General features: G+C 70.6%; 15 protein-coding genes. 8 read left to right on the top strand and 7 right to left on the bottom strand.

Features of this window, described 5'->3' with window-relative positions; translation table 11 throughout:
- Nucleotides 1-25: 25 nt before the first annotated feature.
- Nucleotides 26-1,858: an acyl-CoA dehydrogenase gene (locus OG417_RS04110; RefSeq protein ID WP_329249938.1), complete on the bottom strand. Its 1,833-nt coding sequence runs from the start codon at nt 1,856-1,858 to the stop codon at nt 26-28.
- 252 nt (nt 1,859-2,110) lie between these two features.
- Here OG417_RS04110 and OG417_RS04105 point away from each other — a divergent pair, with 252 nt between their 5' ends.
- The 3 genes from OG417_RS04105 (at nt 2,111) to OG417_RS04095 (ending at nt 5,218) form a co-directional block, all read left to right on the top strand.
- A complete protein-coding gene (locus tag OG417_RS04105; RefSeq protein ID WP_329249935.1) occupies nt 2,111-2,950 on the top strand; it encodes a class II glutamine amidotransferase in 840 nt (279 codons plus the stop codon).
- Nucleotides 2,951-3,030: 80 nt separating this feature from the next.
- A complete protein-coding gene (locus tag OG417_RS04100; RefSeq protein ID WP_329249932.1) occupies nt 3,031-4,515 on the top strand; it encodes a hypothetical protein in 1,485 nt (494 codons plus the stop codon).
- Between the two features lie 10 nt (nt 4,516-4,525).
- Entirely contained in the window at nt 4,526-5,218 is a 693-nt protein-coding gene (locus tag OG417_RS04095; RefSeq protein WP_329249929.1) for an SDR family oxidoreductase, read from the top strand.
- On the opposite strand, the gene OG417_RS04090 is transcribed toward OG417_RS04095, so the two are convergent.
- The 3 genes from OG417_RS04090 to OG417_RS04080 are packed head-to-tail and all read right to left on the bottom strand — an operon-like array spanning nt 5,215 to nt 6,379.
- Nucleotides 5,215-5,826: a rhomboid family intramembrane serine protease gene (locus OG417_RS04090; RefSeq protein WP_329249926.1), complete on the bottom strand. Its 612-nt coding sequence runs from the start codon at nt 5,824-5,826 to the stop codon at nt 5,215-5,217. The two genes, OG417_RS04095 and OG417_RS04090, sit on opposite strands and share 4 nt — an antisense overlap.
- Before the next feature lie 59 nt (nt 5,827-5,885).
- A complete protein-coding gene (locus OG417_RS04085) occupies nt 5,886-6,146 on the bottom strand; it encodes a WhiB family transcriptional regulator (protein ID WP_329249923.1) in 261 nt (86 codons plus the stop codon).
- Nucleotides 6,143-6,379, bottom strand: coding sequence for a hypothetical protein (locus tag OG417_RS04080; protein ID WP_329249921.1), 237 nt, complete (start codon nt 6,377-6,379; stop codon nt 6,143-6,145). Before OG417_RS04080 ends, OG417_RS04085 begins: the two co-directional genes overlap by 4 nt.
- Before the next feature lie 89 nt (nt 6,380-6,468).
- On the opposite strand from OG417_RS04080, the gene OG417_RS04075 reads away from it, so the two are divergent.
- The 3 genes from OG417_RS04075 (at nt 6,469) to OG417_RS04065 (ending at nt 7,942) form a co-directional block, all read left to right on the top strand.
- Nucleotides 6,469-6,918, top strand: coding sequence for a GNAT family N-acetyltransferase (locus OG417_RS04075; RefSeq protein ID WP_329249919.1), 450 nt, complete (start codon nt 6,469-6,471; stop codon nt 6,916-6,918).
- A 96-nt stretch (nt 6,919-7,014) separates the two neighbouring features.
- Nucleotides 7,015-7,602 carry a hypothetical protein gene (locus tag OG417_RS04070; RefSeq protein ID WP_329249916.1) on the top strand — a complete coding sequence of 196 codons (588 nt, stop codon included), beginning with the start codon at nt 7,015-7,017 and terminating at the stop codon, nt 7,600-7,602.
- Nucleotides 7,603-7,774: 172 nt separating this feature from the next.
- On the top strand, nt 7,775-7,942 hold the full coding sequence (locus OG417_RS04065) for a hypothetical protein (RefSeq protein WP_329249915.1): 168 nt from the start codon (nt 7,775-7,777) through the stop codon (nt 7,940-7,942).
- Between the two features lie 71 nt (nt 7,943-8,013).
- On the opposite strand, the gene OG417_RS04060 is transcribed toward OG417_RS04065, so the two are convergent.
- From OG417_RS04060 to OG417_RS04050, 3 genes are all read right to left on the bottom strand, one after another.
- Nucleotides 8,014-8,922 carry a carbohydrate ABC transporter permease gene (locus tag OG417_RS04060; protein WP_329249913.1) on the bottom strand — a complete coding sequence of 303 codons (909 nt, stop codon included), beginning with the start codon at nt 8,920-8,922 and terminating at the stop codon, nt 8,014-8,016.
- 1 nt (nt 8,923) lies between these two features.
- Entirely contained in the window at nt 8,924-9,748 is an 825-nt protein-coding gene (locus OG417_RS04055) for a carbohydrate ABC transporter permease (protein ID WP_442875739.1), read from the bottom strand.
- A 110-nt stretch (nt 9,749-9,858) separates the two neighbouring features.
- Nucleotides 9,859-11,178 (bottom strand): ABC transporter substrate-binding protein, encoded by a 1,320-nt coding sequence (locus OG417_RS04050; protein WP_329249908.1) that lies wholly within the window; start codon nt 11,176-11,178, stop codon nt 9,859-9,861.
- A gap of 208 nt (nt 11,179-11,386) precedes the next feature.
- Here OG417_RS04050 and OG417_RS04045 point away from each other — a divergent pair, with 208 nt between their 5' ends.
- Nucleotides 11,387-12,436 (top strand): LacI family DNA-binding transcriptional regulator, encoded by a 1,050-nt coding sequence (locus OG417_RS04045; protein ID WP_329262101.1) that lies wholly within the window; start codon nt 11,387-11,389, stop codon nt 12,434-12,436.
- A gap of 12 nt (nt 12,437-12,448) precedes the next feature.
- Nucleotides 12,449-14,752, top strand: coding sequence for a glycoside hydrolase family 3 N-terminal domain-containing protein (locus OG417_RS04040; RefSeq protein ID WP_329249905.1), 2,304 nt, complete (start codon nt 12,449-12,451; stop codon nt 14,750-14,752).

Genomic DNA, 14,752 nt, shown 5'->3' with positions numbered 1-14,752 from the left:
GTTGACGGCGTATTAGGCCATCGGCTCAGAAAGCGTCTTCGGGGAGTTCCATCAGATCGGTCGTGGTCGCCTCCACGATGGCCCGCTCGGCGGCGACCTTGGGCAGCTGGGTCGCGCAGAAGAACTGCGCGGCGGCCACCTTTCCGGTGTAGAACGCCTGGTCGGCGGGTGACAGTTCCCCGCCGAGCCGGTTCAGCGCGACCTCGGCCTGCCGGCAGAGCAGCCAGGCGATGACCACGTCGCCGAGCACCATGAGCAGGCGGGTGGTGTTGAGGCCGACCTTGTAGATCTCCTCCGGCTTCTCCATGGACTCGATCGCCCAGCCGACCATCGGCGTCACGATGCCCTGCGCGTCGTCCACGGCCTTGGCGAGCAGGGCGCGCTCCTGCTTGAGGCGGCCGTTGCCCGCCTCGCTCTCGGCGAACTCCTTGATCTGCGCGGCGAGGTGCTGAAGCGCCTCGCCGTTGTTGCGCAGGATCTTGCGGAAGAAGAAGTCCATGCCCTGGATCGCCGTCGTGCCCTCGTACAGGGAGTCGATCTTGGCGTCCCGGATGTACTGCTCGATCGGGTAGTCCTGGAGGAAGCCCGAGCCGCCCAGCGTCTGGAGCGACTGCGTCAGCACCTCGTACGCCCGCTCGGAGCCGACGCCCTTGACGATCGGCAGCAGCAGGTCGTTGACCTTCTCGGCCAGTTCGTCGCGCCTGCCCTCGGCGCGGGCGATCTGGATCTTGTCCTGGTACGTCGCGGTGTACAGGACCAGTGCCCGCATGCCTTCCGCGTAGGCCTTCTGCAGCATGAGCAGGCGGCGTACGTCGGGGTGGTGGGTGATGGTGACGCGCGGCGCGGTCTTGTCGGCCATCTTGGTCAGGTCGGAGCCCTGCACGCGCTCCTTGGCGTACGCCAGCGCGTTGAGGTAGCCGGTGGACAGCGTGGAGATCGCCTTGGTGCCGACCATCATGCGGGCCTGCTCGATGATCATGAACATCTGCTTGATGCCCTCGTGCACGCCGCCCACGAGGTAGCCGACCGCCGGCTGCTTCTCTCCGAACGTGAGCTCGCAGGTCGTGGAGACCTTCAGGCCCATCTTCTTCTCGACGTTGGTGACGTACGCGCCGTTGCGCTCGCCGAGCTCACCGGTCTCGAGGTCGACGAGGTACTTCGGCACGATGAACATCGACAGGCCCTTGGTGCCCGGCCCGGCGCCCTCGGGGCGGGCCAGCACGTAGTGCAGGATGTTGTCGGCCATGTCGTGCTCGGCGCTGGTGATGAAGCGCTTGACGCCCTCGATGTGCCAGGTGCCGTCGGGCTGTTCGATCGCCTTCGTACGGCCGGCGCCGACGTCGGAGCCCGCGTCGGGCTCGGTGAGCACCATGGTCGAACCCCAGTGCTTCTCGATGGCGAGCTCGGCGAGCTTCTTCTGCTCGGGGGTGCCGATCTCCCACAGGAGCTGGGCGAAGCTGGGGCCGCTGGAGTACATCCAGACGGCCGGGTTGGCGCCGAGGACGAGCTCGGCGACGGACCAGTGCAGGCTACGGGGCGCGTGCATGCCGCCGAGCTCGGTGGGCAGCTCGAGCCGCCACCACTCGGCGTCGTTGAAGTAGGCCTTGAAGGACTTCTTGAAAGCGTCCGGCATGGTGACCGTGTGGGTGGCCGGGTCGAAGACCGGGGGGTGCCGGTCCGCGTCCTCGTACGAGTCGGCGAGCACGCCGGTCGCGAGGCGGTTCACCTCTTCCAGAGCGCTGCGCGCGGTCGCCTCGTCGACCTCACCGAAGGGTCCGGTGCCCAGGATGTCCTGACGACCGAGCACCTCGAAGAGGTTGAACTCGATGTCACGCAGGTTGCTCTTGTAATGGCCCATGAAGCACCCCGTAGCTCTCGGGCGGGCGGGTCATGCCCTTACGTACCGGCTAGTAACACGTCTGATGCTACCCGCGGGTAACCGGACATACAAACATCAGACGCCAATTTTCCGTTGCTTTGGGCAACCAGCCCCGGAGGTGCCGGGGTGGCCCGGCCGAGGCGGCCGTGCGAGACGGGGCGGGATCGGGTCCGTGGCCCGTGAATCCGGTCGGTGTCGTGGGCGGCGGCCATCACGGGTAAGGAGCACAACATGTGCCGATGGCTCGCCTACACCGGCTCTCCGATCCTTCTCGACGAACTCCTCTACGAGCCGGAGCACTCGCTGATCGAGCAGAGCCGCTTCGCCCGGCTGGGAGCGGAGACCACCAACGGCGACGGATACGGTCTGGGCCTGTACGAGGGTGACGGTGACGACCCGCCGACGGTGGTCCGCAGCACGATCCCGGCGTGGAGCGACCTGAACCTGCGTGAGCTCGCCGGCCACTTCCGATCGCGCCTGTTCTTCGCGCACATCCGTGCCTCCACCGGATCGGCGGTGCAGCAGACCAACTGCCACCCGTTCCGGTACGGCCGGTGGCTGTGGATGCACAACGGAGCGATCACCGACTTCGCCCGGCTGAAGCGCGATCTCGTGTTCGCGGTCGATCCGGAGCTCTACCCGGCGATCGAGGGCTCGACGGACTCGGAGGTCATGTTCTTCCTCGCGCTGACCTTCGGACTGCGCCAGGACCCGCCCGCGGCGGTGGAGCGGATGGTGGGCTTCGTCGAGTGGACCGGGCGGCGGTACGGCGTCGAACACGCGGTCCAGATGACCGTCGCGACCTCCGACGGTGAGCGGGTGTGGTCCTTCCGGTACTCCAGCCAGAACCGCTCGCGGTCCCTGTTCTACAGCACCGAGGTGCGCACTCTGCGGCAGCTGCACCCGGAGGTCTTCGCCTCGGAGCGGCTGTCCGACGACGCGCGGATCGTCGTCTCCGAACCGCTGCGAAACCTGCCCGGCGCGTGGAACGAGGTACCCGAGTCGACGTACATCGTGACCGAACACGGGATGCACGAGGTGTGTCCGTTCCGCCCCACCTCGCCCCCGTGACGCAGGGCTGATTTCGCGAGTCGTTCATATCGCCCGTTGCCACGACACGTACGGCGCCGGAACCCCTACGATGACGGGCTGTGGCCGATGCTTGGGATTCCGTCGTGGCCTGGCTCAGGCGTGACCGGCCCGACTTGACCCCGGTCGAACGGCGGCTCTGGGACGCCTACCCCACCGGCGCTCCCGTCGTCCTCGGCGACGACCGGCCCGACGGCACGAACGATCCGGGGCGGGTCGTACGGGCCGAGGTGATCGCGGCCCTGCTGCTCGGCGCCCACGACCGCGCACCCGGGCGGGTGCCGGCCGTACGGCTCAGCGGGGCCCGGATCACCGGGGCGCTCAACGTGTCCGGCGGTGAAGTCGGGTGCGAGCTCCGCCTGCGGAACTGCGTCCTCGAACAGGCGCCCGACTTCTCCAACGCCCAGGCCCGGCAGATGCGGTTCGGTGACTGCTCGATGCCCGGCTTCGACGGCGGCGGGCTGCGCGTCGACGGATTCTTCAGCCTGTCCGGATCGGAGATCGACGGCGAGGTGCGGCTGATCCGCGGCTACATCTCCGGCGGCTTCCGGCTCAACGGGGCGACGATCCGCAACCCGGGCGGGTACGCGCTGTTCGGGGGCGGGCTCACGGTCGACGCCGGCGCGTTCCTGCGCGACTCCGACATCACCGGCGGCGTCCGGCTGACCGGCGCGCGGATGACCGGCGGGCTCTTCCTCGAACGCACGACGCTGCGCGACCCCGACGGCTTCGCCCTCGACGGTGAGAACATCGTCGTCGATGACCGGCTGGAGTGCAGCGGCTTCACCGCCGAGGGAACGGTGCGGCTGCGCGGCGCCCGGATCAACGGCACGCTGTCCTTCCACGAGGCCATGATGGGCGCCCGCGAGCGCCGGGCGCTCCACCTGTCCCACGCGCAGATCAAGGAGCTGATCCTCACCCCACGCGCCGCGATCGAGGGTGAGGTGTCGCTCGGGTACTCCACGATCGACGTCATCCTCGACCGCGAGGACGTCTGGCCGGAGACGCTGAGCCTCAACGGCCTCGTCTACCAGACGCTGCGCGGCGAGCCGGAGGCCAAGCGGCTGGGCTGGGTGGGCCGCGACCCGGCCGGCTTCCGCCCGCAGCCGTACGAGCAGCTCGCCACCTGGCTGCGCCAGATCGGCCGTGAGGACCTCGCACGCCGCTGCCAGCTGGTCAAGCAGCGGGCGCGCCGGCGGCACCTGAACCCGGTCAGCCGTACGTGGGGCGTGCTGCTCGACTGGACGGTCGGGTACGGCTACCGGCCGTGGATCTCCGGGCTGTGGCTCGTGCTGCTCGTCGCCGTGGGCACGATCGTCTTCAGCGTCTACCACCCGCACACGATCCGCCAGGCGGGCGAACGCCCGCGCTTCCACGCGTTCGTCTACACGCTCGATCTGATGCTGCCGCTGGAGACGTTCGGGCAGCGCAGCGCGTGGGACCCGGCCGGGTGGACGGACTGGCTGGCGTGGGGCCTCACCGGCGCGGGCTGGATCCTGGCGACCGCGCTCATCGCCGGTGTCGCCCGCGTGCTCCGCCGTGCGTAAGGATGGTGACGTGGGCACCTACCTGATCACCGGGGCCACCGGCGCCATCGGTGCGGCCGTGGCCGAGATCCTGCACGAGGCCGGAGACCACGTCATCCTCAGCGGGCGTTCGGCCGAACGCCTCGACGCCACCGCCCGCCGGATCGCCGGCGACACGGGCGGCGAACGGGTGCGCACCCTCGTCCTGGACCTCACCGACCCTCGGCGGATCGAGCCGTCGCTCGGCGAAGCGGAGCTCCCGCCGCTGGACGGCCTCGTGCACAGCGCCGGCGGCATCCGGCTGGGCACGGTCGAGGAGCTGCGGCCGGACGACTGGCTCGACCAGCTCCTGGTGAACACCGCCGCGCCCGCCGAGCTGACCCGCCTGCTGCTGCCGTCGCTGCGCGCGGCACGCGGACACGTGGTGTTCGTCAACTCCGGCTCGGGGCTGCGGTCCAAACCGGCCTGGGGCGCGTACGCGGCGAGCAAGCACGCGCTGCGCGCGCTGGCCGACTCGCTGCGCGCGGAGGAGCCGGAGCTGCGGGTCACGTCGGTGTTCCCGGGCCGTACGGCGAGCGAGATGCAGCGTCAGGTGCGCGCTCTGGAGGGCGGGGAGTACGACCCGGAGGAGTTCATGTCCCCGCGGACCGTCGCCACGGTGATCGTGAACGCCCTGCGGACCCCGCGCGACGCGACCGTCACCGACATCAGCGTACGAGGTTAGGCGTGGCTCCGCTGCCGGGTCATCCAGGCGGCGAGGATGCCGCCGATCAGGCCGAACATGTGCGCCTGCCAGGAGATCCCGGGCTGTCCCGGCAGCGCACCGAAGATCATCGTGCCGTAGAACACGGCGATGATGACGGCCACCACGATGTCGGACGCCCGGTGTTCGACGAAGCCGCGGGCGAGCAGGTAGCCGAAGTACCCGAAGATCAGGCCGCTGGCGCCGACGGTCACACTGCCGGGCGCTGAGAGGAAGAAGACGCCAAGGCCGCTCGCCACGATGATGATCAGGCTGACCGAGATGAAGCGGGACACCCCGCGCAGTGCGGCCAGGAAGCCGAAGATGGCGAGCGGCACGGAGTTGGCCATGATGTGGTCGAGGCCCGCGTGCAGGAAGGGCGCGGTGAAGATGTGCCAGATCCGGCCCGTGTCGTGCGGCCGGATGCCGTACCGGGCGCTGAGCGCGCCGTCGTCGGCGTAGTTCACCACTTCCACCGCCCAGCACGCGCCGAGCAGCAGGAACGTCATGAAGAGAGCACCGACCACACGCGAGGCATGCCCGGGGAGCCCGTCACCCGGTGAGCGTGTGGGGAGGGAGCCGTCGTTCATGCGGCAACGGTACGTCGCCTGGGGTGTCCGCGATATAAGTTCTGTCCGGTCCCCGAGGCTCAGTACCAGGCCGGCGCGGTCGGCAGGGGCTTGAGGCGCAGGTAGCGGCGCTCCTCCGGCGTCGTGCCGCCCCAGATTCCGGCGGGCTCGCCGGCGCGGAGGGCCCACTTCAGGCAGTCTTCGGTGACCGGGCAGCGTGCGCACACGCGCTTGGCCTCCTCGACCTGCGTCACGGCCGGGCCGGCCGCGCTGACCGGGTAGAAGAGTTCGGGGTCCTCGCCGCGGCAGGCCGCGAGATCGGTCCAGTGCTCGATGTTCACACCCACTCCAGGTCGAACAGGGCGGCCACGGCCTCGGGTGAGGCGCTGGCGCGTCCCCGGGCCGGCAGCAGCCGGTTGATGATCTGTTGCAGCGACGCCTCGACGAGACCTAGGTGGTCGTCGGCCAGTGCGGGCGCCCGGCGCGCCAGCCGGGCCAGTTCCGTGGCGATGAGTTCCTCGAGACGGTGGTCCAGCAGGCGAGTCGGAGACACCAGCACGGGCGGTGCGGTCACTGCCGCCTCCATCGTCGTATTGACATATTGTAGTACTACCAACTGTAGTACTACGGGAGGTCGTGTCAATCCGCACTAAGGTGATTCACGTGCCGACCGAAGTGATCTTCCGCACCGCCACCGAGAAGGACGTGCCCGCCATCGTCGCCCTCCTCGCGGACGACGTGATCGGCGCCGGGCGCGAGGGCGCGTCCGACCGCTATCTGGACGCGTTCCGCGAGATCGACGCGGACCCCCGCAACCACCTGGTGGTCGCCGACATCGGCGGCGAGGTCGCCGGCACACTGCAACTCACCTACATCCCCGGGCTCAGCCGGATGGGCACCGAACGCGCCCAGATCGAGGCGGTACGCGTCGCCTCCGCCCACCGGAGCCGCGGCCTCGGCCGCGAGATGATCGCCTGGGCGATCGACCAGGCGAAGCAGCGGGGATGCGGCCTGGTCCAGCTGACCTCCGACAAGCGCCGCTCCGACGCGATCCGCTTCTATGAGTCGCTCGGCTTCCAACCCACCCACGAAGGGCTGAAGCTCCAGCTCTAGTCAAGGGCATTCCCGGTTTCCGTTGTCGTGGCCACGGACGGCCGGTGACCGCTGGATCATCTGGCTCATCGTCGGCGAGGTGATCGGAGAAGCCCCATGGCCGAAAAGGAGCTGTTCGGCGGGATCGAGCCCACGTGGCGCGTCGCGGTCGCGGCCGAGTTCTGCCGGATCGAGGAGGTCTGCGCGCGGGCCGCGCGGGCACAGTGGGAGACCGTCCGGATCTGGCGGTTCATCAACCTCGGGCTCGGCGCGTCCGCCGTCGTGTCGGCCGGGGTGGCCGGCAGCGTGGTGCTCGCCGGGGACCGGTTCCCCGTGATCGCCGGCGGGCTCGCCCTGGTGGCCGCGATGCTGACCACGGTGATCAGCATGGTCGGGCCGGCGCGCAAGGAGAGCCAGGCCGTGGAGGCCGCGAAGGCCTACCAGTCGGCGGAGACGGCCGCCCGCCAGTCGCGGCAGGTGGACCTGCCCGGCCTGACGTTCGCGCAGGCGCGGCAGAGCCTGGGCGAGCTGACCGACCGCTGGCACGCGGCCAACCGTACGGCCACACCGGTGCCCCGCTGGGCGCAGCGCCGCGCCGGCCGCGGAACGTACGACGACCGGACCGAGGAGATCCTGACCGACCGGGTCAGCGAGGTCGTCCGCGTCTTCCGCGCGCCGCGCCGCGCCGTCGACCAGGTCTCCTGAGCGACCCGGTCTCCTGAGCGAACAGGCCTCCCAAGCGAACGGCTCGCCACCGTCCGGCGGCCGGTTTCGGTCGAGCGCCGACCGAAATGAACCTTTTGCCGCGCTCTGCGTATGAGGAGATGTGGCGGTCCCCGGATCGCCGCACCTCCGGCGACCAGAGAGGGGCGAGGCGGTGCGACACACGATTCGTCACGAGGAAGAGCTGCGGCTCCTGGGCGAGCTGTACGGCGAGCTGACCGGACTCGGGCTGAACATCGGCTTTCGCGACGCGCTTCCCGGCCTGACCGTCACGACCGACGTCCCCGGTGTCCCGGTGGGCATGCCGCCAGAGCGGAGATGAGCGCGTCCGGTCGATGCCCGCGCCGGCCATCGCCGGAGACATTGGTGATCCGCCCTGAACGGCGCCCGAGCTCACTTCCCGCCGACGCCGGCCATGCCGGCGACCAGCCAGCGCCGGGCGAACAGGTAGACCACGAAGATCGGGAGCGCGGACAGCAGCACCGCCGCCATCAGGCCGGGAATGTTCGAGCTGAACTGGCCCTGGAAGTTGTAGAGGCCGAGCGTCTGCACCCGCTGCTCGTCGGACTGGGTGAGGATCAGCGGGAACAGGAAGCCGTTCCAGGCGTTCAGCGCGCAGTAGACCGACACGGTCGTCAGCGACGCGCGGCTGAGCGGCAGCGCGAGGCTCCACATCAGCCGCACCGACCCGCCGCCCTCGAGCGTCATCGCCTCGTACAGCTCCCGTGGCACGTCCCGCAGCGCGGAGGCCAGCACCAGGATGCTGAGCGGCAGCCCGAACGCGACCGTCGGCAGCACGATCGCGGTCAGTGAGTCGTACAGGTGCATCCGCGTGATCAGCAGGTACACCGGGATGATCGTGGCCTGGGCCGGGATGGCCAGGCCGGCGAGGAAGAGCCGGAAGATCCCCGAGACCGCCCGGCTGCGGGACCGCACGATCGCGTACGCGGCCGGGAACGCGAGCAGCACGGTCAGCACGGCGCTCGCGACCGTGACGATGGCCGTGTTGATCAGGTAGCGCGTGAAGCCACGGTCGAAGACGTCGGCGAAGTTGTGCCCGGTGACGTGCCGCGGCAGCGACAGCGGACCGCCGTCGAGGTAGGAGTCGGTGGTCTGCAGGGCGTCCTTGACCATGAGGTAGATCGGAATGATCACGAACGCCAGCCAGACGACGGCCGCGACGCCCGCCGCCCAGTTCGGCCGCTCCGTCGGACGGCGGCCACCCCGCCGGACACCCGGCGCACCGCCCGGCCGCGCGCCCTGCCGGGCGCGGTGCGCGCCCCTCAGCCTGACCTCGGCCACCTCAGATCCCCTCCAGCGTGCTGCGCATCTTGGCGAACCCGGAGAAACGGACGATGAGCAGCGACAGGGCCGTGCCGAGCGCGACCAGGGCGAGCGCGATCACGCTGGCGTACCCCATCTGGTAGTCGCGGAAGGCGGTCACGTACATGTGCTGCGGCAGGATGTTCGTCGCGCTCCCCGGACCGCCTCCGGTGAGGATCAGCACCGTCTCGAAGTAGGTGAGCGACCCCACCAGCATCAGCACCGACGAGGTGACGATGGTGTTGCGCAGCTGCGGCAGCGTGATGTGCCGGAACTGCAGCACCCGCCCGGCGCCGTCGACGGTGGCCGCGTCGTACAGCGACTGGGGGATCTGCCGCGTGGCCGCCTGGTAGAGCAGGGTGTGGAACGGCACGAACTGCCAGGCGACGACCACCACGACGCATCCCAGCGCGCCGCGCGGGCTGCCGATGATGTTGCCGTCGGGGAAGCCGATGTAGTGCCCCCACTTGGCGGCGAGCCCGAAGTTGGGGTCCAGGAGCGTCAGCCAGGTGATGGCGATCGCCGCCGTCGACATGAGCAGCGGCAGGAAGAAGATCGACGACAGCACCGCCCGGTTGCGCTGCCGCCCGGCCGCCCACACGCCGAGCAGCAGCGCCAGCGGGGTCTGCACCACCCAGCACAGGACGGTGAGGATCGCGCTGATCCGCAGCGACTGCCACACCGACGAGTCGGACAGCAGGCGGCTCCAGTTGTCCAGGCCGTTGAACTTCGGCGTGCCGAGGCCGTTCCAGGAGGTGAACGACAGCACCGCCACGAGCACCAGCGGCAGCCCGGCGAACACCATGAAGAACAGCGTCGCCGGAACGACCCACAGCACGCCCGGCCGCGCCGCCCGGTCGGTGCCCTTCTCGGCCGTACGGACGCCTCCGCGGCGCGCGACCGGGAGCGCGGCGGTCACTTCACCGACTCCAGGGCGGTGACGAACTGCTGCGGAGTCTGCTTGCCGGAGAAGACCTTCTGCAGGTTCGCCAGCAGCGGCGTCTTGAACTGCGGCAACAGTGCCTGGTCCCACGAGAGCGTGAAGCTCGGCGCCTTCTGCACGAGTTGGTAGACGTAGCGGGCGAACTCCGGCTGGGGCGAGGCGGACAGCTTGGCCTCGATGCCGGTCACGGCCGGCACGTCGCCGGACTTGATGAGTGCGTCCACGTACGCGGGCGCGGCCATCTCCTTCTTGAGGAAGGCGATCGCGGCGTCCTTGTCGACGGACTTGGTGCTGATCGAGAAGTAGTTGGTCGGGTTGCCGACGACGGCGTTCGGGTCGCCCTTGCCGCCGGTCACCGACGGGAACGGCGCGAACCCGAGGTCCTTGTCGGCGAACTTGCGATGCCGCGAGACCTGGTTGGAGATCTCCCAGCTGCCCATGAGGTGCATGGCCGCCTTGCCCTTGGCGAACAGCAGCCCGGCACCGTCGTTGACGTAGTTGACCGAGTTGAAGTTGGTGCCGAACGCGCCGCGGTGCACCAGGTCCTGGATCTGGCCGAGCGCCGTGGTGATCGCCGGGTCGCGCCAGGCGCCGGGCCGGCCGGCCGCGATGTTGGCGAAGACCGTCGGGCCGCCCGCGCGCTCGACGAGGTACTCCAGCCACATGAGTTCGGGCCACTTGTCGAGGCCGCCGAGCGCGAACGGCTGGATCTTCTTGCTCTTGAAGAAGTCGACCAGCTTGAGCAGGTCGTCGTAGGTCGCCGGCGGTTTCTGGCCCTGCTCGGCGAAAAGCGTCTTGTTGTAGAACAGCACGACCGGCTGCATGCCGCGCATCGGAATGCCGTAGTACTTCCCGTCGATCTGCCCGGCGTTCAGCACCGAGGGCAGGAAGGAGTTCTTCCAGGTCGGGTCGGCGTTCAGCTGCGAGCTCAGGTCGACCAGGCCACCGGTCTGCACGTAGTTGCGGATGCTGCCGGCGCCCCAGTTGAACAGCAGGTCGGGCGGGTTGGGCGACCCCATGCTCACCCGCAGCTTGTCGGTGTAGACCTCGCCGTCGCTGGAGATCGGCAGCAGTTTCACCTTGCCGGAGGAGCCCTTGTTGAAGTCGTCGATCGCCACCTTCTGCACGCTGTTCTGCGCCTCGTCGACCAGGACCCAGGCCTGGACGGTCTTCCCGCCTCCCTTCCCTCCGGCCGGGCCCGAGGTGCCGCAGGCGCTGAGGAGGGGCGCGGACAGGCCGGTGATCGCGGCAGCGGACAGGAAGGTGCGCCGGGAGAGGGGCGTCTCGCCCATCAGGACCTCCTTGACTGGGGGTGGGAGAACGGTCCGAGAACGCGGGCGATAGATTTTCGAAAGTTATCGATATCTATTGCTGCCGTACCCTAGAAAAGGCGGGTACGGGGGTCAACCCCTTGTCACCGATTCGTGAACAGTCCTCGATTAACCCGCTGGATACGATGGTCTGTGCCGGTTCGAAAGTTTGCGATAGCATTCGTGATCACTGGTCGGCAGAGCGAAGGAAGGTAGTGCCATCAGCGAGCAGCCCACACGACCCACGCTTGCCCTGATCGCGTCGGAGGCCGGCGTCTCCCAGGCCACCGTCTCCAAGGTGCTGAACGGCCGCACCGACGTGGCGCCGGCCACGCGTGAGCGGGTCGCGGACCTGCTGAGGACGCACAACTACCTCGCGCCGGGCGGTCGCCGCGCGCGCCGTTCCGGGCTGGTCGACCTGGTCATCGGCGGCCTGGACAGCCCGTGGGCGGTGGAGATCCTGCGCGGCGTCGAGGCGGAGTGCGCCGAGCGCGGCGCGGGCACCGTCGTCTCCCTCGTACGCGACGACGACGCGCGCCCGCCGAGCTGGACCTCCATGACGACCAAGCACGACAGCGACGGCGTGATCCTCGTGACCTCACGCATGACGCCGCAACAGCGTGAGCAGCTCGAACGCGCGGGCGTCGCCCTCGTCGTCATCGACCCGGTCGACCTGCCCGACACCGACGTGGCCAGCGTCGGCGCGACCAACTGGGCGGGCGGCCTGGCCGCGACCGAGCACCTGCTGTCGCTCGGCCACCGGCGCATCGCGGCCATCGGCGGCCCGCGCACCATGCTCTGCACCCAGGCCCGCATCGACGGCTACCGGACCGCGCTGGAACGCGCCGGCATCGAGTTCGACCGCCGGCTCGTCCTGTACGGCGACTTCCGGCACGAGGGCGGGTTCCGTGCCTCGCGCGAGCTGCTCGCCCTGGACGACCGGCCGACGGCGATCTTCGCGGGCAGCGACCAGCAGGCCATGGGCGCGTACGAGGCGGCCCGGCAGGCCGGGCTGCGGATCCCCGACGACCTCAGTGTCGTCGGCTTCGACGACCTTCCCCTGTGCCAGTGGCTGTCACCCCCGCTGACCACGGTCCGCCAGCCCCTGGAGGAGATGGGCCGGCTCGCGGCCCGCATGCTGTTCCAGCAGCTCGACGGCGAGGCCCTCGTGAGTCCTCGCATGGAGCTCGCCACCGATCTGCGGGTCCGGCTGTCCACCGCGCCGCCGCCCGCCGCCTAGGGAGGGCCGTTCATGGCCGAAACGCTCCGCACCCACGAGTCGTGGCGCGACCCCCGGCTTCCCGTGGCCGAACGGGTCGCCGACCTGCTCGACCGGATGACCATCGAGGAGAAGGCCGGGCAGCTCGTCGGCTACTGGGCCGAGTCCGCGCGCGAGGGCGAGGAGGTGGCGCCGCTGCCCGACGACTTCGGTGAGCCGCCGCCGCTCGAGGAGATCCTCCAGCATGGGCTCGGCCAGCTCACCCGCGTCTTCGGCACGGCGCCGGTACGCCCGGCCGACGGCGCGGCGCGGCTGCGCGAGCTCCAGGCGCGGGTCGTGGCGGCGAACCGCTTCGGCATCCCCGCGATCGCGCACGAGGAGTGCCTGACCGGCTTCATGACCTGGACCGCGACGGTGTTCCCCTGCCCGCTCGCCTGGGGCGCGAGCTTCGACCCCGACCTGGTCGAGGAGATGGCGGGCGCCATCGGGGCGACCATGCGGCGCGCGGGCGTGCACCAGGGTCTGGCCCCGGTCCTCGACGTCACCCGCGACTACCGCTGGGGCCGTACGGAGGAGACCATCGGCGAGGATCCCTACCTCGTCGGCGTCGTCGGCACCGCCTACGTCCGCGGCCTCGAACGCTCGGGCCTGGTCGCGACGCTCAAGCACTTCGCCGGATACTCCGCCTCGCGCGGGGGCCGCAACATGGCCCCGGTGCCGATGGGCCCGCGGGAGTTCGCCGACGTCATCCTCGAACCCTTCGTGCTCGCGCTCCGCGAGGGCGGGGCCCGTGCGGTGATGAACTCCTACGCCGACGTCGACGGCGTTCCGGTAGTCGCCGACGAGCGCCTGCTCACCGGGCTGCTCCGTGAGGAGCTCGGCTTCACCGGCGTCGTGGTGTCGGACTACTTCGCGATCTCGTTCCTGGAGGAGATGCACGGCGTCGCGGGCTCGCCCGCGGAGGCGGCGGCGCTCGCGCTGCGCGCCGGCATGGACGTCGAGCTGCCCACCGTGCGCTGTTACGGCGCCCCGCTCGTCGAAGGAGTCCGGCGAGGGGCGGTGCCCGAGGAGCATCTCGACCGGGCCGTCGCCCGGGTGCTCGCGCTCAAGTGCGAGCTGGGGCTGCTGGACGAGCCGGCGGAGGAGGCCGAGGCGGTCGATCTGGACCCGCCCGAGCTGCGCGACCTCGCGCGCCGCGTCGCGGAGGAGTCGGTCGTGCTGCTGGCCAACGACGGCGTGCTCCCGCTGCGGGCGCGGCGGGTGGCCGTGGCCGGCCCGCTCGCCGACGACGCGCGGGCGATGATGGGCTGCTACACCTTCCCCAACCACATGGCCGCGCGATATCCGGAGCTGCCGATCGGCGTGGAGGTGCCGACGCTCGCCGAGGCGCTGCGGGCCGCGCTGCCCGGCGCCGAGCTGACGACGGCCGCCGGCGGCGACGTCATGGTGGCCGGCGACGGCGACATCGAGGCGGCGGTCGCGGCGGCGCGGGACGCCGACGTGTGCGTGCTCGCCCTCGGCGACCGGGCCGGGATCTTCGGCCACGGCACCTCCGGCGAGGGATGCGACGCCGAGACGCTCGCCCTGCCCGGCCGGCAGCGTGCGCTCGCCGAGGCGGTGCTGGCGACCGGCACTCCCACGGTCGTGGTCCTGCTGACCGGCCGGCCGTACGCTCTGGGCGGCATCGCCGAGCGGGCCGCCGCCGTGGTGCAGGCCTTCTTCCCCGGTGAGGAGGGTGCCACGGCGATCGCCGGAGTGCTGTCCGGCCGGGTCGAGCCGTCGGGCCGGCTGCCGGTGAGCGTGCCGCGCCACCCGGGCGGCCAGCCGGGCACCTACCTGCGGCCCCGTACGGGCGCGTCGTCGCGGTGGAGCGCGGTGGACCCCGAGCCGCTGTTCGCGTTCGGGCACGGCCTGACGTGGACGAAGTTCGGCTACGAGGACCTGCGCGTGGACCCCTCCGCGCCGACGGACGGCACGGTCGAGGTGGCGGTGACCGTGCGCAACCTCGGCGACCGTTCCGGCACCGAGGTCGTGCAGCTGTACCTGTCCGACCCCGTGGCCTCCGTCGTACGGCCGGTGCGCCTGCTGGTGGGCTGGGCGCGGGTGCGGCTAGCGCCGGGGACCGCGGCCCGGGTGACCTTCTCGGTGCACGCCGACCGCACCGGGTTCACCGGCGCGGACCTGCGCCGGATCGTCGAGCCGGGAACGATCGAGGTGGCGGTCGGCTCGTCCTCGGAGGACCTGCCGCTGCGCGGGAAGTTCGTCCTCACCGGCGCCGAGCGTGTCCTCGGCGCCGGGCGGGTGCTCACCGTGCCGGTGACGGTCACCCCCTGCTGA

This window comes from Actinoallomurus sp. NBC_01490 (assembly GCF_036227085.1).
In the GTDB taxonomy this organism is placed as follows: domain Bacteria; phylum Actinomycetota; class Actinomycetes; order Streptosporangiales; family Streptosporangiaceae; genus Actinoallomurus; species Actinoallomurus oryzae.
The sequence above is the reverse complement of the archived record's forward strand: the minus strand, read 5'-3'. Positions and strand labels throughout refer to the sequence as shown.

Excerpts from the sequence above, each read along its gene's own strand:
- OG417_RS04110 (WP_329249938.1), bottom strand. The coding sequence starts at position 1,858 with ATGGGCCATTACAAGAGCAACCTGCGTGACATCGAGTTCAACCTCTTC.
- OG417_RS04105 (WP_329249935.1), top strand. The coding sequence starts at position 2,111 with ATGTGCCGATGGCTCGCCTACACCGGCTCTCCGATCCTTCTCGACGAA.
- OG417_RS04090 (WP_329249926.1), bottom strand. The coding sequence starts at position 5,826 with ATGAACGACGGCTCCCTCCCCACACGCTCACCGGGTGACGGGCTCCCC.
- OG417_RS04070 (WP_329249916.1), top strand. The coding sequence starts at position 7,015 with ATGGCCGAAAAGGAGCTGTTCGGCGGGATCGAGCCCACGTGGCGCGTC.
- OG417_RS04055 (WP_442875739.1), bottom strand. The coding sequence starts at position 9,748 with ATGGTGTTCGCCGGGCTGCCGCTGGTGCTCGTGGCGGTGCTGTCGTTC.
- OG417_RS04050 (WP_329249908.1), bottom strand. The coding sequence starts at position 11,178 with ATGGGCGAGACGCCCCTCTCCCGGCGCACCTTCCTGTCCGCTGCCGCG.
- OG417_RS04040 (WP_329249905.1), top strand. The coding sequence starts at position 12,449 with ATGGCCGAAACGCTCCGCACCCACGAGTCGTGGCGCGACCCCCGGCTT.